We start from the raw sequence: 19,350 nt of genomic DNA on the forward strand, positions 1-19,350 counted from the left end.
CCCTGGTTAGGGGGTATAATTTCCATCTTCCCCAATCCCCAATCCCCAATCCCCAATCCCCAATCCCCAATCCCCAATCCCCAATCCCCAATCCCAGATAGATGATCGCCCAAAGGTTTGTTAACGTCGGTGTAGCACTTGGATTAATGGGGATGACTCTCGTACAACCTCCATCCGCTTATCCGGCTGAATTGGCAGAAATTGAGCAACGGGGTCAATTAATTGTTGCGGTAAAAGATAATTTGCGTCCCTTGGGCTTTCGTGATGCGAGGGGAAGCCTACAAGGACTAGAAATTGATATCGCCCGACGACTGGCTAAAGAATTGCTAGGGAGTCCAGAGGCTGTGGTGTTGCAGCCAGTGACAAATCGCGATCGCTTGAGTGTGGTCGTTGAGGATCGGGTTGATATTGCGATCGCTAGAGTAACGGTAACGGAGTCTCGCGCCCGCTTGGTTGATTTCAGTATCCCTTACTATTTAGATGGTGCAGGGATGATCACCAAAGATGCTTCAATTAATCTGTTGAGCGATTTAGACAACCAAACCATCGCAGTTCTCAAGGGTTCGAGTACAATCCCAGTGATCAAGTATGCGTTACCCAATGCCCAATTGATCGGTGTTGACTCCTACCAAGAAGCGCGATCGCTTATTGAGGCGGGAGACGCTAACGCCTTTGCCGCAGATCAGAGTGTTTTGACTGGATGGGTACAGCAATACCCAGAGTATCGATTCCTCCCCTATCGCTTATCTGGTGCAGCTTTGGCGATAGTAATGCCTAAAGGATTGCAATATACTGAACTGCGACAACAAGTCAATCAGGCGATCGAACGTTGGCACGCCGAAGGTTGGTTAGCTGAACGTGCTGCCGCTTGGGGTTTACCATTATAAAAGATTGAAACCCGTCCCGTATAAGTTGCACAGGATTATGGATGAAACCCTGCCACAAACCTATCTAATCATATTGTTAGTTCTGCTTGGCGTTGCAGCTTTGGCAGTAATCCGCCAAGTGTTCAAAACCCGTAAAATCGAAAGCACCCTCTCCAAGCTGGAGCAAAAGCTGCAAAAAGAGCGAGGATCAGTCCAAGACTACTACGAGTTGGGTAGTATCTATCTGGACAAGAAACTCTTTGCTCAAGCCGTTATTCTATTCCAAAAGGGACTTAAAGCTCCGGATGCTTCAGAAACCAATCTAGCTCCGGTTCATAATGCTCTCGGTTTCGCCTACTTTGCCCAAGATCAGTACGATATTGCCATTCGCCAGTATAAGGAAGCCTTAAAACGAGAGCCAGATTATGTGACGGCTCTCAATAACTTGGGTCACGTTTACGAGCGTAAGCAGCTAACCGCTCAAGCGTTAGAGGCGTATGAAGCAGCCCTCAAGCATGAACCGAAGAATGATACAGCGAAGCGGAGAGCCGAATCCCTCCGCAAGCGACTAGTGCCATCGAGCTAAATTTTCTGCGGCTTGAACCCTACATCGATCCTCTAGAGACGTTGCATGCAACGTCTCTACAGGTTGACCCATATAGTGTAGAAAAACTACACAGTTTATTACCTCACTCAGCTAGTTTTAGAACAACATTTGCATAATCATTAATTATTGTTAACATAAAGTAACAAAGGTAATCAATGAAGGGCAGGATTAGTTCGCTATGGGATTTTTGAGTGATTTATTTGGGTTAAAGAGCAAGTACGTCGATGAGGAGACAGACGAAGCAGAACAGCCGACAGAAGCCCAAAAGCGACAAGCCTACTTTTTAGAGCCGGATGACGCCAAGACGTTCGGTGACATTAACTATATGCGATCGCCCACATCTGTAAAGAAGCGGTTTGCTAAGAAAAAAGACAACCTAGGGGAGGGCTTACAGCAGGAGGTCGAAACCTCGGCTTTTGGACAAGTCATCCGTTCCAATAAACAAATCAGCGCCACTCCTGAACCGTTGCCAACTCCTCAAAACCAGCAAGTGAGTGAGTCACAGCCAAACAGTTTTGAGCGCCGCCGCGCTGACTCTAGCGATTCTGGCATGGACATGTTCCGCAAAATGGCTCGTGACATGAAAAAGTCGTAAGTCCCCATCGCTTACAGCATATTTGATGGTTGATGAAGTATAGCGCTACGCGCCAGGGAATAGGGAATAGGCAATAGGCAATAGTGAAGACAAAAGTTTACCTTACAAGGAATTGAGCGATTTTGATTTTTCTTCATTTGTCCTAACCTTAGTGCGTAGTGCTATATAGTATATCCAAGCAAGATCCCCGACTTCTTGCAGAAGTCGGGGATCTGAAGTACCTCACTGATGCTTCTGTTGTAAAAATTCAGCAAAATCTCGCACCTCGACCAATAAATCAGCGGGTAAAGTATCAAGAATTTTCCCAACTTGTCCTCGAATTGCTTCTCGTTCAAGTTGAATATCGGCTTTCTCCAACGTTAGTAAAGCCAGTGTATCCCCCATTTCACTGACAAATTCTACCTCAAACGCCTGTCCATCTTTATAGCAATGAACAATCGCGCCCCTACTCCCCCTGTTCAATCCATGTTCTCGAATATCGTGCGTTAATGTTACTACATCTAACTCTTTAAGCATATCCTCTTTATCCATTACTTTCTATAAAGGGTCTAGCGGTAACAAATCGAGGATTTTCTTTACCTATATCGATAATCCATACAGTCAGAATGTTAACTGTTGACTTACCAACAGAGTGAGTTTATGACAGCAAGTAACCCGTTAGTTTTGTCGGTTGAATAAAAGCATTTTCTCGATTCGGCAATTGCAAACCCTGCCGCTCCTTACTAACTTTAATTATTCTAAGATGATTTCACCCCCTGACAGGGCGACAAGCCACTTAACCGCTTTTGCTCGGCTTGTCACCCCATCAGAGAATTTACACTTAGGTTTGCAGTTCGTTGAATTTGGCGCGAATAGTTTCTACCCGTTTGCGGTTGACGCCTAAATCGGATTGTCCTAAACGCGATGCTGAACGAACATGGATAACATTTGCACCTGCATCTAGGAAAAATTCTACGTCATCGACGAAGCCCATCAGCTTAGTCGTGAATTCGGCGTAGAGATAATTCTCTGATTCCGTGATAATTTGGGTTCTTTCCATGTTCTCAATCACGGTTTTCAGGTCAGCTATTGCCTTAGCTGGTGTTGATTTGTAGGTTAATGGCTCAATTTTATGTTGAGCATCTTGAGCTTGAGTGTTGACACAGTTTGGGGTTTCGGGACAGGCAGTTAATTTCCCTGACTCAATACCAAGATTCGTGGGTCGTTTTCCAGCAAACATCGCTCCTCCTGAAACAGTTAAGGTTACGCCTATAGAGGCAGAAACAATTAAAATTAAAGCAATCAAGACGATCAAAATAGCTTTAAGTGGTGATCGCTTTGGCGCTTCTAATGTCATAGTATTTGTCCTTTGTCATTCGTCATTTGTCATTTGTCATTTGTTATAGGGTGGGGTTAAGATATTGCAAAAGGCAGAGGGAAGGGTGACTTTACCCATCAAACCTCAAGGCTTGACCGCGTACATCTGTGTGCAGTTTGCCCCGTTCATAAGCCACTTTACCCCCCACAATAGTCATCACCGACCATCCGGTTAAGTTCCAGCCTTCAAAGGGACTCCAACCACATTTAGTTAACAGTTCCTCTCGCCGCACCGGACGGTAATTTTCTAAGTCTACTAAGACCAAATCCGCATCATAACCGGGAGCGATCGCGCCTTTGTTGGGAATGCGATAGGCTTTAGCAGCAGCCGTAGACATCCAGTTGGAGACTTGGGCAAGGGTACAGCGTCCTTGTATGGCTTGGGTGAGCATTAAGGCTAAGGATGTCTCCACTCCCGGCATTCCTGATGGACTATTGGGATAGGTTTGGGCTTTTTCCTCTAGGGTATGAGGGGCGTGATCCGTGGCAATAAAGTCAATGACGCCATCTAATAGCGCTTGCCAAAGGGTGGCATTATCCTGGGGCGATCGCAAGGGGGGGTTCATTTGCGCCAATGTGCCGATTTTCTCGTAGGCGCTGGTATTGAGGAGCAAGTGTTGGGGGGTGACTTCAGCCGTTACCCAACTGGGTTTATCCCGACGGAGTAACTCGGCTTCCTCCCCGGTAGACAGATGCAGAATATGTAGCCGTCGCTGATATTTTTTCGAGAGTTTCAGCGCCAGTTGAGTCGCATTTAGGGCGGCTTGATTATCCTGAATCTGGGAGTGAATCGCCGGATCATTGATTCCAGCAAATTTTTCCCGCCGTTCCCGGATTCGCTCTTGATCTTCAGCATGAACCGCAATTAGTCGGCTTCCCTCAGCGAAAATAGGTTCAATGACCTCCTCGCTATCCACCAATAAGTCCCCACGCATCGAACCCATAAATATCTTAATCCCACAAGTCGGCTGTGCCTCACGCAGATCGGGCAAATTTGCGGGTGTTGCGCCAATAAAAAAGCCGTAGTTAACTAAGCACTTCTCGGATGCCCGTTTCAGCTTATCGTCTAAGGCGGCTTGAGTCGTGGTTAGGGGTCGAGTGTTGGGCATTTCCAGAAATGAGGTAACGCCTCCCTTGGCACAAGCACAACTGGCGGTAAATAAGTCTTCCTTATGTTCTAAGCCCGGTTCGCGAAAATGAACTTGTGGATCGATGACTCCCGGCAACAATGTTAACCCTGTCGCGTCGATTTCCCTATCTGCCGAAGCTGATATGTCTGGGGCAATCTGGACAATTTCTTGACCACGAGTGAGGACATCTCCCAGCAAAATGTCCCCTGTGGGCATGAGAATACGAGCATGGCGGATGAGTAAGCTTGAGTCAGAGGACATAAGAAAATGCTAAAATTCCCAATAGCTTCAGTATTCCTACTTTAGAGCGAATTTTGTCCAGTTACTAGAGGAACCCCGTCGGTTACAACCGCTTCGGTTACATTGGAAGAGATGAGCCGACTAATCGGCTGATTTTCCTCCCCTGATTTTCCTCCCCTGATTTTTCTCCATCGTCCAACTCGTGATTGCTTAAGGTGATTCAACGGCTATGACTCGTGCCCAAAATCGAGACCCTGAAAAACAATCGGTACAAAAGCCAGAAAATCCCTGGGTAGAGGGATTCAAGACCATTGGCTTGAGTGTTTTTCTCGCGATCGGGATTCGCAGCTTTGTCGCAGAAGCGCGGTATATCCCTTCGGGTTCTATGGAACCCACCCTTCAGATTAACGATCGCCTGATTATTGATAAGATCAGCTATAACTTCCGTCAACCCCAGCGCGGAGATATTGTGGTCTTTTCTCCCACAGATGCGCTCAAGCAGCAAAATTTCAAAGACGCCTTTATCAAGCGAGTGATTGGTCTTCCTGGCGAAACCGTCGAGGTGAAGGGAGGACGAGTCTATGTCAATGATCAAGCCTTGCGGGAACAATATATCGAAGAAGCACCTGAATACAGCTACGGACCGGTGACTGTGCCTGAGGACAATTATTTGGTTTTGGGAGATAATCGCAATAATAGCTACGATTCTCACTATTGGGGTTTTGTCCCGCGTGACAAGATTATTGGACGAGCGATCGTCCGCTTTTGGCCCCTCAATCGGGTAGGTGAAGTCGATGTGATCGAATCTGTGGCTCCAGAAGCATCTCCTCCAACCCAGATGCAACAGCCAGTAAACTAAAACGTTTTCGGTGAAGCTTGCAGGAGAGCCGAGGAGCAGGGGAGAAATTTCTCCCCTTTTCTGTATGACCTGATACGCATGTCACTTTTGTAGTGGCTCGGCACACCTAATTTGGTAGATTAGCTTGGGTTCGTAGTAGGGAGCCTTAGCCCTAATTTCTTATGTTTTCTGGGCGTAATGGTCGGGTAAGGTTTGAGGGTCGCCCCTCTCCCCTGAGAACTGAGAACCTTACATGAGACTTTCGCACTCATACGGCTCAAGCCTTACTTCAAGCGAGATTGTCGGTTGGGTTGACGCTGGGATAAAGTGAAGGCTAAAGCCCTTACTACGAACGTCGGCAGCTGAGAGTATATTACTGATATTGAATTATGGAAAGAATTGAAATTAAAGATTTTGTGGGAATTAAAGATATTACTCTAGATGTCAAACCCATTAATATTTTGATCGGTCCCCAAGCCAGCGGGAAGAGTGTCGTCGCCAAGTTACTATTCTACTTCAAGAGCTTTATATCTGAAATCATTAATGCAGCAGAACGATCAAAAACCAATGAAGAGCTTGATCAAGATTTCAAAAGCCGATTTTATGAATATTTCCCGTCATCATCCTGGGGAAACACAAATTTTAGAATTTGTTATTATGTCGGTGAAGATTTTATTGAGATTTCCCGAAAGCGAAAAGCCAAGAAAAGCTCACCGGAAGTGGTGCTTAACTATTCAGCATTTTTCAAAGATGAATTTGTTTCTTTGAAAACTATTATCCAGAAGCAAAATGAGAAAGCCGCTGAACAAGACATGCCAGTTAGTGTTCTCTCTCGTTTCAATATTATCTATGATATAGAGCGATCTTTTTTACGGGATGTAGCTAAAAAAGTTCCTCAAGTTGTCACGTTTTCACAATTATATATTCCAGCAGGACGATCCTTTTTTGCCAATCTCAAAAGTAGTATATTCACTTTTTTATCTGAGAACAAAGCTGTCGATCCGTTTCTGGTTGAGTTCGGGAATTACTATGAAAGCGTGAAAAATCCGATTAGACTTGAAAGGTTGAGAGGAAGAGTCAATAACAAACAATTAAACGAGGAGATAGATAAACTTAGCACAAAAATTCTTTGCGGCAAGTATTTTCAAGAAGACGGGGAAGATTATCTGGAGATGGATGCAGGTAGAAAGATTAGTGTTTTAAATTCTTCTTCGGGACAGCAAGAAGTATTACCATTGGCTCTTATTCTTAGATCAATTGCATTGTCTAAACCCACCAAAATAGGGGGTCAATCAATCTATATTGAGGAGCCAGAGGCACATATTTTTCCAGCCGCTCAGAGAGATATGGTGGAGCTAATTTCTACAGTCTATAACTCTAGCAAAGATAACTTGCAGTTTTTCATTACAACTCATAGTCCTTATATATTAACGGCTTTCAATAATCTGCTTCAAGCCGGATTCTTGGCGGCTAATGCTACTGAAGAAAAGAAAAAAGAAATAGCTCGTTATGTTCCGACATCAAGATTCCTTGAACCTAATGATCTGGCTGTATATTCTTTAGCCGATGGTGATTGCCATTCCATTCTCGATCTTGAAACAGGATTAATAGATACGAATATTATTGATGACGTATCGAATGAACTAGCCATTCAGTTTGATCAACTTCTCGATATCAATCCATGAGAAATTTTGCCGGATGTGAAACAATCAAGAGTGATACCAATATTGTTGTGACTGATCCTGGGAGTCGAAATAAACGAAGTAAATTTCGACTGCATAATCCCAATCGGGCTACGATAAAAGTTGTTCAGGTAGATGATTGTGTGATTAAAGAAGGTATTAGATGCGACTATTTGCTCATATTGCCCAATGAACAAGAGGTTTATATTGAGTTAAAAGGTTCTAATGTTCAGCATGCAGTGGAGCAAATTGAACGAGGGATTGAGTTGTTGTCCTGTAATTGTAAATCTCTCATTAAACTCTGCTTTATTTCAAGCACAAGATGTCCCATTAACTCAACGGAAATACAGAATCTAAAGAAAAAGTTTAAACAAAAATATAATGCTAAACTCTTTATAAAGAATGGAGAAATTTCCTATATTTATGAGGGGAATTCATAGCGCACGCCGGGAAAAGGGCGCACGTCTATGCGCCCCTACGTCGCCTCAATCACCGGGTAGTGAATCCGAATCTGACGGTAATCCCGTTGCTGTGGTTAACACCAATGGGAACTATAAATACGTGGGTCGCTTGGTGGTTGACTTTGACGAGAACGGTGTGATTATTCCTGATAGCATCGACCTAGGAATACCTTAATTAAATCGGCAGATGATACGGTGTTAGCTATTCTCAATCAGGTGAATGCTGATAGTTTAACCCAGGCTTATTTTACCGTGATCTAATCACCTTACTCATACTACTACCAAGTCCAAGCCAGATCCCCGACTTCTTGAAGAAGTCGGGGATCTGGGATAATGAGTTTGGTTGGGGAACAGGCGTCAACTCAACCTACAACCAATCCTCCGCCTTATTGGTAAGGCAATCGCGGGGGGAGATGTTAGCTGTTGGCGTTATTTCTGCCTTCTTGCACTAGGGACTCCTATACAGAATCATCCCACCGACTCTAGAATCATTAGGATCGACGGCTTGCCCACATATCAACCCTATAGACCACTGATATTCTATATTAGAATCTATTGCCGGAGCGTCGGCTGGTAATTTTAAACGATACGTACCCGGAGTTGTCGGTAGTGGCAGTTGTGTCTGATAAAAATAGTCTTCATCAGCATCTTTTAAGCTGAAAAATACTTGTTTAGCTCCTGTTTTGGGAAGATAAACAGCAAAACTGGGACGTTCGACATCCGTTTCGCTATGGGTGGGCATTAACGAGGATAAGCTTTCATTGTTCATCAGTTCATCCCCCGGACAGGTTCCCCGAGATGCGCCACCTGTTGTATCGTATGGAGTTCCTTCTTTGGGCGGATCAAATGTTACCCACAACTGGGTATTAATTGAGTTAGATTGTGCCATTAAATCCGAACCGACTAACACGTCCAAGGATAACGCTATGCCGAATAGGGATAAAGATTTAACTACGTTCATGATTTCAATCCTCCTCGGATTTATGTTTTGTCGAATTGAGCAACCTCTGACCCCAAAATATATAGAGCTTTGAACCCTGCTTTTTCTGATCAATAATTACAGCCAATTCCCCACTAAAACAAAAGGTGCCCAGTAATAGGGATGCTGATAGGCTTCTTGCTTTAATAATGATAACTGAGCTTGACGCAGGGCTTCCGCGCGGTTGCCATCACCTTGGCGCAAATTCCGATAAAATTCAATCATGGTATTGGCAGTGGATTGGTCATTCACCGACCAAAGTGTAGCAATTGTACTGCGAGCGCCAGAACGCACGGCTAATCCGGCTAATCCTAACGCGGCTCGTTTGTCTCCAGTCGCCGTTTGACAAGCACTGAGAACTAATAGTTCAATCGGTTCAGAATTGCTTTCTTCTCTCGTTTTAAGCAATTGAGATAAAGTATTGGCATTGAGGCGTTTATCCCAGGTAAGAATAAAGGTGTCTTTGGGTTGCGAACTAAACTGACCATGAGTGGCAAGATGGAGAATGTTAATGGAGTGGTTTTTGAGTTCCTTTTCTATTTTGGCATGAGTAAAGGTTTCATTCAATAGAATTTCTGAAGGTAAATGATTACTAATTTCTTTAACTTCTTGTTTAACAGCCGGTAAGGGAAGAAACCCTTGACGGGCTTCCGTTAATCCTGCTGTTAACGAAAATAGGGGAACTTGTTTGAGCGATCGCGGTTCAAGTAACTGCAATCCTGGTGTTAACGCGACACTGTATTTTTCAATCAAATACTGGTTGCCATCATAGAGGGCTGTCATGGGTATATTACGCAAAACTCCATCCAGAACAAAGACTAAGGTTTTAATCTGATTACTGGTTAATTGATTGTCAATCGGGCGAATCAACCAATCATAAACGGTTTGAGAAAGCTTGAGCCGTTCTTTATTCGATAACGCCGGATTCATGGTTTGGCGTAAACGGCTGATTGTGGATTCAATTTCTGTGGAGGATAATTTGATATCATAATGACTCAGCGGTTGTCCGGGTAAGGAAAGAATCACGGCTAAACGGTTGGGTAAGATAATCGGGTAAATTACCGCCGCCCCCGCTTCACCTTTTTCGATGACGGTATCAAGTTGTTCCGGTTGCGTCTCTAAACAGGCGGTGCGGAAAAAGTTTTCTAGTTCGGCTAATTGCAGGGATTCAATTACATTTCGGGCTTGTTGTAGATGTTCTGGCGAAGGAGAGTCTAATAAAAGACTGACGAAGTGACGATAAATGGGTTCAATTTTCTCTTGAAACGAGAACCGCACATCAGCATTCATTGCCACCAGATCCCCGCGTAAGGATTGTACCGTATCAAACGCCTGTTTATTTGCCGCGATCGCACTGGATTTATCGCCCATCTTAGTGAGGATTTGGGCGAGTTGCCAGTCCCATTGATAGGATAAGTCAGCCGCGTTGATACTCTCAGATAAAACTAGGGCTTTTTCGGTTAAATCTTGAGCTTGAGACCATTGTTGGGTTTTGTTGTATACTTTTCCGAGGATGCCTAAACTCAGCGATTCTGCCCGTTTATCGTTTAAACTTTTTGCCGCTTTCCGGGTATCGGCTAACTGTTGGGCAATGGTTTGATAATTGGCAATGTTTTGAGAACGTAAGCCAGAGGTTTCCACGAGTTCGATTAAACGTTCAGCGTAGTTAACCTGGGCATAAATCGCCTCTCGACTCTGAGATAACTGGGACAAATTGCGTTGAATTTGGGGAACTAATTCTTGGGCGTCGGCAAACTGTTCTAAATGAATCAGTAGCTTAAGTTGGTTGAGTTTTGCTTGGACTTGAGACAGAGGAGTCGTGGCGATTTCGGCGGCTTGTTGATAGTAGGCTAATGCCGTTGGCATTTCTGCCAAATTGCGGCTAATATTACCTAAACTCAACAAAGCCCCACTAATATCGGGGACAGAATTAAGGCGTTGTGCTACAGCTAAACTTTCCTGTAAGATACTCTGGGCGGCTGGCAAATCACCGATAGCTTCCCAGACCCTACCCAAACTGCGTAATCCAGTCGCTTTCATGATAGAATCCGGTTGGGTGGTTAGCTGTGGCTGTACCGATTCCAGAAGTTGCCGCGATCGCTGAACCATTCCCAAACTTTGCCATGCTTGAGCCTGATTAATTTTGCTCCCCAATACCCCCATCTGATCATCGGCTTGGGCGTAAACCGTTTCCGCCTGTTTCCAAGTGTCTAGCGCCGCCTGCGGTTGTCCCATCGCCAGTTGTAAACTCCCTTTAGTAGTTAAAATGGGGGCTAGAATCGCGGGATTGGCTTGGGGTTGGAGTAAGTCAAGACTTTGAGTAATTGCCGCTTCTGCTTGTTGCCATTGTCCCACGTCTTGATAGGCTAAGGATAAGTAATGTAAAGCTAACGCCTGATTGACGCGATCGCCCGTTTTTTCATAATTCTTGACCGCCTCTTGCCAAGTCTTTATTGTATCAGCTAAATGTCCAGTTTCCTCATTGAGTTTACCCTGACTGACAAGGTTAGAATTATCTATCTGTCTCCCCTCTCCTACAAGGAGAGGGGTAGGGAGAGAGGTCAAAAAACGGTTAGAAGAAGACTGTGCCGCGACAGGACGAACCGTCACCACCACGAAGCAAGTGACTAGGACTAATCCCCAGAAAAATAGTTGCCTTTTACTACTTCTTTTTAACCGTTTCATAACCCCTCATTTACGCTAAGTCGTCGGCATCAGGATCGATGCCCATTTCCCGTAATCGTGCAGCTAATCTTGCCGCTTTTTGTTCGGCTTGTTCCGCTCGTTGCCGTTCGGTTTCCGCTCGTTGTCGTTCATTTTCAGCTCGTTGCTGTTCTAACTCCGCCCGTTCTTCGCCAATTAGTAAAAGATTGCCTTCACTATCCCACCAGCGTAGCCAGAGTTGGGTTTGATTTTGATACGTTCCCTGCCAAAGTCCCAGTTCGACGCCTAGCGGTGGAATAGGATAGTAACCCCGTTCATTGGGTTCTATCCGTTGATAGGAAAAATCTTGCAGATGATACACTTCTAATTTGCCATTTTTAATTTCGTAAATGGCATAGTAAGGAATGCGAATAATATGTCCATAAACCCAAAATTTACCCGGTTTCGTCGTTTTCCCCTCAGCCGAAACTGATAAAGGTGTAGCATCTCGTTCCTCTTCTCCATCTCCACTAGCCAACTCAATCGCAATCGTTGGTGCCATGAATTCTCGCCAGAGGACATAAGAACGGCGAATTTCTCCGTTCAGAAGTGGCGGCACATTGCCAACATAGAACCAATCCGGTGCTTCAGCACCTTTTTCTGGGGGGTCAGTTTCACGCCAGTAGATACCACAATCTTGTCCAATAGCATATTGACCATCAGGATGAAGTTGCCGTAAAACTGAGCCAATAGAATCGGTTAAAATAATGCTTTGAGGATGCTCCTGGAAATTTTTCACAAACGTACCATCTGATTCAGGAAGTTGAGTATGATCAGGGAATGCTGGGGGTAAATCAGTACGAGTTCCTATTGTCATTTGTCATTCGTCCTTTGTCCGATCATCTCCAGTTATTTCCCCCATTCTATAAAATTATTGCCCCCATCCTTCAATCACCTCTGCGCCCTCTGTGGAAACCTCTGCGTTCCTCTGCGTCAAAAAAATCTAATTGCAATTTCACCCATTAAATTTAATCTAAGTCATTTCTCCCTCCACACGAAGACGATACTCTCCCAAAATCCCCCCTGTTTCCTCCACTCGATTCAGCCGTCAGAATCACCGTACCCTCTTCATCCACAATCCAACCTTGGGCTTCAATTATCTGCTTTTCAGATGTCTCAGATGGCAGGTTTACAGCAGGTTGATTATCAGGAAACACTGCAACATTTCGCCGATCCTGCCAAACCGCATTTCCCGGCAAATAGTCACGGGGATTATCGGGAATACCACCGCGCCCGATAGCGGTAAACCGATTCCCGGTATCCGCCGGACAACCCGCAATAATTTGATTGGACGGATCAGTAAAATTAAAGGGTAATTCAGTTAAGCCGCGAGACGGATCAACATTGGGAGTATTAATCGTAATCGTACCATCAATTCCTAATTGAGAACTCGCCGTAATATCACTGTTTTGGGTAAGCGTATCACTCACCTGCAAGCCAAAAATACCTTGAGTGGTTATGTCAATATTCCCCCCATTTCCCTCAAACGCATTGGCAGTAATATCACTATTTTTATCCAGAATAGCCACGATAAACTCAGCATCAATATGGATATCGCCACCATCTCCACCCGCTCCAGCTTGTCCTGCCGTGGTCGTGATTAAACTGTTATTTTGCATCAGTAATAAATCCGTTGCGGTGAGGATAATATTACCACCATTTCCGGATAGCGTTCCCGTACCAATTCCGGCTCCGTCCAAAAGCGTCACGCGCTCAGCGTTGATGGACAAATTGCCGCCTTGGGTATCACCCGATCCTAGGGTCAATGTTGTTATACCCCCCTTCCCTTGCAATTCTATCTGAGTCGCATTTACTCTCAAGTTTCCGGCGGTTCCTGTACTCGTAAAGTCAGCTGACGTCGCAATTCCAGCACCATCTCGCATTACCAGGCGATCGCTATTAATCGTGACATTTCCGGCATCTCCACTCCCTTGAGTTCCAGAGGTCAAACCTGTTCGTAATTCCGCTAAATCTAAGAGAGTATTAAAGTCTCTTGGAGGGTCAGCTACACCGGGTTGATTGCCAATAATTTCTATGGATTCGGCGTTAATGGTTAAATCCCCAGCATCACCACTGCTATTGGTGCGAGCGGCTGTAGAAATGCCCGTTCCTACCTCTGACTGGGTTTTCGTATTTCGGATCAGTAATTGACGGCTATTGAGGGTTAAATTTCCAGCATCACCAGACCCATAGGTTAGGGAACCTACGGTACCATCATTCAACAGGTTAACTGATGTCGCATTAATTCTCACATTTCCCGCCTGTCCACCATTCGCAAAGGTAGCGGTTGCAATATTCGATTCACCATCCAAGGTAATAGATTCTGCGCTAACCTGAATATTACCTCCTGACCCTGAAATGCTACCCAATGTATTATTAGCGGGTAAAAATGAAATTAGATCCGCAATATCACCCGTCGATGAGCCAATAATTTCGATAATGTTACTGATATTATTGCTATCATTTATACTAGCTGAAATCGTATTAATGTCAGAGTTATCATCAGCACGAATTGAATCAGCGCTAACCTGAATATTACCCCCTTGTCCAGAACCAACCGTAACGCTGAAAATTTTCGACCCATCCCTCAACACCAGAGACGGGGCTGAGAGTTCAATATCACCGCCTTTGCCTAAACTGGTGACGCTAGTAATAATTGAATTATCGATAGTTAGGGTTGCACCACTGTTCAGGGCAATATGACCACCGATTTGTCCATTGGCATTAATATCACTCACTCCAATATCACCAACGGCTTGGAGTAAGATATCACCTGCTTTCCCCAAAGAACTGGTATCAATTGTACCAGCGGTGGTATCGATCAATCCTTTAGAGTCGATAATAATCGTACCCCCTACCATCATTCCTTGAGTATTGATTGAACCAACCGTTATTCCCCCAGCTAAGGATGGATTGGGCTGGTACTGATTGGTTAAAAATATAGTTCCTTCTGAGTTAAGAATATCGCCTATGCTAATATTAGCACTGGTGGAACTTTCTAGAGGATTGGGAAACGGCGGAACAATAATTCCATCCGATGGAATCCCCTTGATAACTGGAATCCCAAAAGCAGTTGTTCCAGCCCGGATATCCAGGGTGGGTTGAGTTTTCCCATCAATTAATATGGAGGTGCCATCAGATAGAGTAACAGTTTCAACAATGCCATTTTCAGCATCGACATTATTGATCAAAACACCACCGGGAATCGTCACACTTCCGCCCGCAAAAATATGCAGCGAAGCGCCTTGATAAGCCCCGATCAAAACATCCCCACGACTGCGAATCACCGGATCATTGGGACTGCTGAGAGTTCCTAAATTCCCATCAAGCTGTTCGATGCGAAACTCGCCACCACTCCAGAAATGGGCATCCCCTTGCACAGGATTAGCCGAATGGAATAAAATATCCCCATTGGCAAAAACGCCACTATCCGGATGATTCAGGGCAAAAATATCAATTGTGCGATCGCCTTGTACCTGCATAGTTCCGCCAGCCTTAGCGATGAACGGATTTACCCGACTGTCTCGGATGTTTACAGTATGATTAGCGTGCAGAGTAAGATTATCTCCAGCAATAAGCTGACCTTGTAAATTAAGAGTATTAGCCGCTAGAGTAAGATTCCCTCCCACCGATAAATTTCCCGCATTGGTAATCGTTGCCGATTCATCTGTCAGATAATTAAAAAAGAATACTCCTGGCTGAATCGATAGGAGGGTACTTTCTTCCGGTTCTGTCGCCAGAAATAATCCCTGTTTACCCAGGCGAATGCCATCCGCCGTACTCGCCACAAATGAACCTGTTACATCTAACCTAGCGTCTTTACCAAAAATAATTCCATTAGGATTAATTAAGTATAAGTTTGCCGCCCCTTCTACACCGAGAGTGCCAAAAATATTGGATAGATTCGTTCCCGTGACACGAGTGAGAATATGGTCAACCTCCGCAGGATTGGCAAAGTAAACCTGCTGTCCGGAATCAACATTGAACTCCTGGAAACTGTGGAACAGATTACTCCCCCGTCTTGCCCCGCCTTGAATCAAATCCCGCGCCTCTTGGGGAACAACGATTGAATTTTCTGCACCTAACGTATCATCAGGAATCAGTTGGGCATTAATCTTTGCCGCATAAAAAATCTGACTGGATACAAGTCCAAAACAGCAGAACCATTTTAATGCTTTCCGACTGTTTAGGCGTTTGAGTTGTAGAGACGTTGCATGCAACGTCTCTACAAAATGATGCGTCCTAACCGCTATGGCGATTGCTATAAGATTGGCTGGATTCATCAGTGGAACTGGGTTTGAGACAACAAAATTGGTAAAATTCATTGGCAAGAGGTTAAACCCAATGATTCGGTTCTTTTTCTCTATACAGTCCCGTCGTAACCATACCCGTACTCTTTTGAGGGAAGATTAAAATTTTTATGTAATTAAAAACGGCATGTTAACTGTGTGTCAATGTACCATATTACATCTCTACTTCTGACAGCGTTGCCGATAAATTTTAGCGGTTTTATCCTCAGGCACAAACTCTAGACACTGTTGAAATAATTTAGCCGCTTTACTAAACTCTCGTTGCGAATAAAGGCATAACGCTTGTTCAAACATTGTCTTTGTTTTTAGCTTCCGCTGACGAACGGGAGGCGGATCAGCATCAAACACATCAAACACCGACACGGTTTGGGATTTACCTTTAACCTTGACCCGACCAATGAGACGAAACGAATAGTTAGAAGGGTCACGCAAATGGTCAAAGGTGTAATGTGAAATCAGCAGCGATACCCCATACTCTTTGGTCAAATGTTCCAAGCGAGAGGCTAAATTCACAGCATCACTAAGCACCGTACTATTAATATGGGTTTTACCGCCCACTGTTCCTAACATCATCAAACCAGTATTAATACCAATTCCGATTTCGATCGGAGATTCTCCAGCTTTTTGCCGCTCTTGATTATAGCATTTTAATTGTTGCAACATAGCAATTGCCGCGTTTACAGCATCATCGGCACTGCCACTAAATAACGCCATAATCGCATCACCAATGTATTTATCGATGAAGCCTTGATTCTGGATAATGGCAGGTTCCATATAGGAAAGATAACGATTTATAAAGTTAAAGGTTTCTTGCGGTTTCATCGCTTCCGATAGACTCGTAAAGTTACGAATATCTGCAAATAGGACTGACATATTTTGCTGAGATTGATCGCCTAACTTAACATCACAAATACTGTCCTTTTTTAGTAACTGTAAGAATTGTCGCGGGACAAACTGGGAGAAGGATTGATTCAACTGGAAAAGTTCTCTGGTAAACGCTTCTCGCTCGACTTGCGCCTGTTTCCGTTCGCTAATATCTTCAATAAATCCCTGATAGTAAAGAACATTTCCTTGATCATCACAAACCGATCGCGCATGTTCACAAATCCAAATAATGCTGCCATCCCGTCGATAAACTCGCGACTCAAAGCTGACAACTTCTCCTTGTTGTTCCATCAGTTGAATAAAGTAATCTCGCCGCTTCGGGTCAACATAAAGCTGAGTTTTTATATTAGTAATACTGGTAATTAACTCCTCTGGAGACTTATACCCATAAATCTTTGCCAACGCCGGATTTGCACTGCGATAGCGTCCATCAAGAGTGGTCTGAAAAATACCTTCTAATGCATTTTCAAAGATACGGCGATATTTCTGTTGCGCTTCCTGCTGTAACCGCCGACTCTGATAATCGGCAGTGATAACGGCTGAACCCGTCAAGGCGAGTAATGAGGGAATCACAGGTAACCACCACCCTGCCAAAAATAAGAGATACGTGCCAATTAAACTACAACCACTTGCTAATACAATATAAATGCCTAGGGCAAGTAATTGAAGTAAGGTTTTGGGATTCAACCATTTATTCTTTAGCCAAACTAAACTTCCGGCTGCACCCAGAAACGACCAACACAAAACCAGTACCCCTTCGACTGGATTGGGTAAGACTTTAATCAAGGGGCGTCCATCAATGGCACTACTGATAATTTGACTGGTTAAATTCGCGTGAATAACAACAGCAGCGGCGCGACGGGGAGGGGCAAATATTGTGCTATCATAAGGCGTAAAAAATAAATCGTTGGTACTTTGGGCTTTAGATCCAATTAAGATGATGCGATCGCGAATTTTTTCTGAGGAAACGCGATCGGCTAATACATCCCTTAAAGAAACGGTATCAAAGCTGTCTGAAACACCGCGAAAATTTAAGAGAATCTGATACCCTCCCGCATCTACATCCACGTACCCCCCATCATCCGTCTGGAAAGGCGTAAAGATAGTTTTCCCCAACCGATAACGCTGCTGATTAGCATTAATCTCCTCTAAGGTAATCCCCTCAGACTTTAAATACTGTAACGCTAAACGGGCGGCTAAACTTAATTGCAACTCATCATTTTCCTGTTTAATCGACAATAACCCTCGGCGAATCTTGCCATCCGCATCCACCATCAGATCCGCCAAAGCAACTCGGTTTAAAGCGTCCAGAGTGGGTGGAGAAGCCACGCGATCGCCCACTCGTTTTTCTACCCCAATTAAATTCGGCGTAGACTGCATCACCTCCACCCATTGCTGATGTCCCGGTTCTACAGGTAAATCTCGATACAGATTTAAACCAATCACTCGTGGTTCAGCCGCTTTCATCGTAGTAATTAAGTCAGCCAAAACCCCATCCGGAATGGGCCACTGTCCCACCTGATTAATATCAGTTTCATCAATTGAAACAAGGAGAATACGAGAATCTGGAGATTCTTGAGGGCGCAGCCGAAAATATTGATCCAGCGTTGCCCATTCCAATAGCTGAAATAAACCCGCTGCATTCAGGGCAAGAATAATCAGCGTCACACTCGGCGCGATTAATAAGACTCCTTGCCACTGCTTAATCCAGGTTTTCAGCTTTGAACCCATCAGATATCTCCCTTCTGAATTCCTCCATCTCCAATAGCTAGCCCCAACCTAGCAATTGGAGGGTACATGCTACCCTTACTATCAAGCTCTTTGGTAAAAATTCCGGTAAACTAGATAACTTAATATAGACTGAGAGACCATTGAGTGCAAAGCCATTAATTCTCTGTAGGGTGGGTTAGGCGGTCATTTAATCGATGAAACGAACTGCTGTATTCCCTAGTGCGTAACCCAGTAAAAATAATCTTGATTTGTTCTATAAATTAATGTAATATTATTCGTTGATAAGTTTAAATTACGCTAGCACTAGCGGTAAAAAATGATAGAGGACAAGGATTGGCTTAACACAGCTTAATATCTTAGAATAGAAAATATAACCCTTGAAAATAGTGATAAAATGTTCAACTTGATCAACTCCCTCCTCGGACGTCATCCCGAACGCATCAACGCTAACGTGGAAATTTACACCTGGCAAACTTGCCCCTTTTGTATTCGTGCAAAGATATTACTGTGGTGGAAAGGCGTTAACTTCACCGAATATAAAATCGACGGCGATGGAAGTGCCAGAATGAAAATGGCAGAACGGGCAAATGGACGGCGAACCGTTCCCCAGATTTTTATTAACAACCAGCATATTGGTGGCTGTGATGATCTCTACAGTTTAGATAGTCAGGGAAAGTTAGACCCTTTATTATATCAGCCGGCTCAAGCGTGAAACCGTGTAGAGACATAGCTTAATACGTCTCTATTTTGAATGTGTAGGGGCGGGTTTCACTACTATCATTTCTGACTCACCCGGATGTGACTAAACCCGCCCTGACTACCTGCAAGCAAGGAAGATTTTAGCTGGTCAATTCTTTCTCCCTTGCTGCACTCATGAGATTCTTCATTCCGCTGTCGCTTCATTCAGAATGACATAAACAAATGACATAAACAAATGACATAAACAAATGACATAAACAAATAAAAA

Annotated in this window: 15 protein-coding genes; 7 read left to right on the forward strand and 8 right to left on the reverse strand. The window is 44.2% G+C overall.

What is annotated here, in order from left to right; translation table 11 throughout:
* The first annotated feature begins 152 nt into the window (after positions 1-152).
* The 3 genes from RIB93_RS14690 (at position 153) to RIB93_RS14700 (ending at position 2,068) form a co-directional block, all read left to right on the forward strand.
* Complete coding sequence (locus RIB93_RS14690) at positions 153-887, forward strand: transporter substrate-binding domain-containing protein (protein ID WP_446373492.1); 735 nt, start codon at positions 153-155, stop codon at positions 885-887.
* 37 nt (positions 888-924) lie between these two features.
* Positions 925-1,452 (forward strand): tetratricopeptide repeat protein, encoded by a 528-nt coding sequence (locus RIB93_RS14695; RefSeq protein WP_446344653.1) that lies wholly within the window; start codon positions 925-927, stop codon positions 1,450-1,452.
* Between the two features lie 199 nt (positions 1,453-1,651).
* Positions 1,652-2,068 (forward strand): hypothetical protein, encoded by a 417-nt coding sequence (locus tag RIB93_RS14700; protein WP_446373493.1) that lies wholly within the window; start codon positions 1,652-1,654, stop codon positions 2,066-2,068.
* Between the two features lie 222 nt (positions 2,069-2,290).
* Here the strand turns inward: RIB93_RS14700 and RIB93_RS14705 are convergent, their stop codons facing one another.
* The 3 genes from RIB93_RS14705 to RIB93_RS14715 form a co-directional block, all read right to left on the reverse strand.
* Positions 2,291-2,584, reverse strand: coding sequence for a DUF4926 domain-containing protein (locus RIB93_RS14705; protein ID WP_446373494.1), 294 nt, complete (start codon positions 2,582-2,584; stop codon positions 2,291-2,293).
* Between the two features lie 304 nt (positions 2,585-2,888).
* The gene (locus tag RIB93_RS14710) at positions 2,889-3,404 is read right to left on the reverse strand and encodes a DUF1499 domain-containing protein (protein ID WP_446373495.1); all 516 of its coding nucleotides are present in this window, start codon (positions 3,402-3,404) and stop codon (positions 2,889-2,891) included.
* Between the two features lie 91 nt (positions 3,405-3,495).
* Positions 3,496-4,815: a dihydroorotase gene (locus RIB93_RS14715; RefSeq protein WP_446373496.1), complete on the reverse strand. Its 1,320-nt coding sequence runs from the start codon at positions 4,813-4,815 to the stop codon at positions 3,496-3,498.
* Between the two features lie 208 nt (positions 4,816-5,023).
* Here RIB93_RS14715 and lepB point away from each other — a divergent pair, with 208 nt between their 5' ends.
* The 3 genes from lepB (at position 5,024) to RIB93_RS14730 (ending at position 7,950) form a co-directional block, all read left to right on the forward strand.
* Positions 5,024-5,653: a signal peptidase I gene (gene lepB, locus RIB93_RS14720; RefSeq protein ID WP_446373497.1), complete on the forward strand. Its 630-nt coding sequence runs from the start codon at positions 5,024-5,026 to the stop codon at positions 5,651-5,653.
* Positions 5,654-6,021: 368 nt separating this feature from the next.
* Positions 6,022-7,317 carry an AAA family ATPase gene (locus RIB93_RS14725; RefSeq protein WP_446373498.1) on the forward strand — a complete coding sequence of 432 codons (1,296 nt, stop codon included), beginning with the start codon at positions 6,022-6,024 and terminating at the stop codon, positions 7,315-7,317.
* Positions 7,318-7,737: 420 nt separating this feature from the next.
* Positions 7,738-7,950, forward strand: coding sequence for a hypothetical protein (locus tag RIB93_RS14730; protein WP_446373499.1), 213 nt, complete (start codon positions 7,738-7,740; stop codon positions 7,948-7,950).
* A gap of 273 nt (positions 7,951-8,223) precedes the next feature.
* Here RIB93_RS14730 and RIB93_RS14735 read toward each other — a convergent pair whose 3' ends face one another.
* The 5 genes from RIB93_RS14735 to RIB93_RS14755 form a co-directional block, all read right to left on the reverse strand.
* Complete coding sequence (locus RIB93_RS14735; RefSeq protein ID WP_446373500.1) at positions 8,224-8,736, reverse strand: DUF928 domain-containing protein; 513 nt, start codon at positions 8,734-8,736, stop codon at positions 8,224-8,226.
* 96 nt (positions 8,737-8,832) lie between these two features.
* The gene (locus RIB93_RS14740; protein ID WP_446373501.1) at positions 8,833-11,439 is read right to left on the reverse strand and encodes a CHAT domain-containing protein; all 2,607 of its coding nucleotides are present in this window, start codon (positions 11,437-11,439) and stop codon (positions 8,833-8,835) included.
* A gap of 10 nt (positions 11,440-11,449) precedes the next feature.
* On the reverse strand, positions 11,450-12,274 hold the full coding sequence (locus RIB93_RS14745; protein WP_446373502.1) for a Uma2 family endonuclease: 825 nt from the start codon (positions 12,272-12,274) through the stop codon (positions 11,450-11,452).
* A gap of 151 nt (positions 12,275-12,425) precedes the next feature.
* The gene (locus RIB93_RS14750) at positions 12,426-15,782 is read right to left on the reverse strand and encodes a two-partner secretion domain-containing protein (protein WP_446373503.1); all 3,357 of its coding nucleotides are present in this window, start codon (positions 15,780-15,782) and stop codon (positions 12,426-12,428) included.
* A gap of 147 nt (positions 15,783-15,929) precedes the next feature.
* Complete coding sequence (locus RIB93_RS14755) at positions 15,930-18,383, reverse strand: CHASE2 domain-containing protein (RefSeq protein WP_446373504.1); 2,454 nt, start codon at positions 18,381-18,383, stop codon at positions 15,930-15,932.
* 394 nt (positions 18,384-18,777) lie between these two features.
* Between RIB93_RS14755 and grxC the strand changes: the two genes are divergently transcribed.
* A complete protein-coding gene (gene grxC, locus RIB93_RS14760) occupies positions 18,778-19,095 on the forward strand; it encodes a glutaredoxin 3 (protein ID WP_446351834.1) in 318 nt (105 codons plus the stop codon).
* Positions 19,096-19,350: the final 255 nt, after the last annotated feature.

Origin of the sequence: Coleofasciculus sp. D1-CHI-01 (assembly GCF_040218875.1) — a bacterium.
Lineage (GTDB): Bacteria > Cyanobacteriota > Cyanobacteriia > Cyanobacteriales > Coleofasciculaceae > Coleofasciculus.

What these genes read in the sequence shown, in the direction of transcription:
- RIB93_RS14745 (WP_446373502.1), bottom strand. Translation starts at nt 12,274, where the DNA reads ATGACAATAGGAACTCGTACTGATTTACCCCCAGCATTCCCTGATCAT.
- RIB93_RS14730 (WP_446373499.1), top strand. Translation starts at nt 7,738, where the DNA reads ATGAGGGGAATTCATAGCGCACGCCGGGAAAAGGGCGCACGTCTATGC.
- RIB93_RS14740 (WP_446373501.1), bottom strand. Translation starts at nt 11,439, where the DNA reads ATGAAACGGTTAAAAAGAAGTAGTAAAAGGCAACTATTTTTCTGGGGA.
- RIB93_RS14710 (WP_446373495.1), bottom strand. Translation starts at nt 3,404, where the DNA reads ATGACATTAGAAGCGCCAAAGCGATCACCACTTAAAGCTATTTTGATC.
- RIB93_RS14735 (WP_446373500.1), bottom strand. Translation starts at nt 8,736, where the DNA reads ATGAACGTAGTTAAATCTTTATCCCTATTCGGCATAGCGTTATCCTTG.
- grxC (WP_446351834.1), top strand. Translation starts at nt 18,778, where the DNA reads ATGTTCAACTTGATCAACTCCCTCCTCGGACGTCATCCCGAACGCATC.
- RIB93_RS14700 (WP_446373493.1), top strand. Translation starts at nt 1,652, where the DNA reads ATGGGATTTTTGAGTGATTTATTTGGGTTAAAGAGCAAGTACGTCGAT.
- RIB93_RS14695 (WP_446344653.1), top strand. Translation starts at nt 925, where the DNA reads ATGGATGAAACCCTGCCACAAACCTATCTAATCATATTGTTAGTTCTG.
- lepB (WP_446373497.1), top strand. Translation starts at nt 5,024, where the DNA reads ATGACTCGTGCCCAAAATCGAGACCCTGAAAAACAATCGGTACAAAAG.
- RIB93_RS14755 (WP_446373504.1), bottom strand. Translation starts at nt 18,383, where the DNA reads ATGGGTTCAAAGCTGAAAACCTGGATTAAGCAGTGGCAAGGAGTCTTA.
- RIB93_RS14690 (WP_446373492.1), top strand. Translation starts at nt 153, where the DNA reads ATGACTCTCGTACAACCTCCATCCGCTTATCCGGCTGAATTGGCAGAA.
- RIB93_RS14725 (WP_446373498.1), top strand. Translation starts at nt 6,022, where the DNA reads ATGGAAAGAATTGAAATTAAAGATTTTGTGGGAATTAAAGATATTACT.
- RIB93_RS14750 (WP_446373503.1), bottom strand. Translation starts at nt 15,782, where the DNA reads ATGAATTTTACCAATTTTGTTGTCTCAAACCCAGTTCCACTGATGAAT.
- RIB93_RS14715 (WP_446373496.1), bottom strand. Translation starts at nt 4,815, where the DNA reads ATGTCCTCTGACTCAAGCTTACTCATCCGCCATGCTCGTATTCTCATG.
- RIB93_RS14705 (WP_446373494.1), bottom strand. Translation starts at nt 2,584, where the DNA reads ATGCTTAAAGAGTTAGATGTAGTAACATTAACGCACGATATTCGAGAA.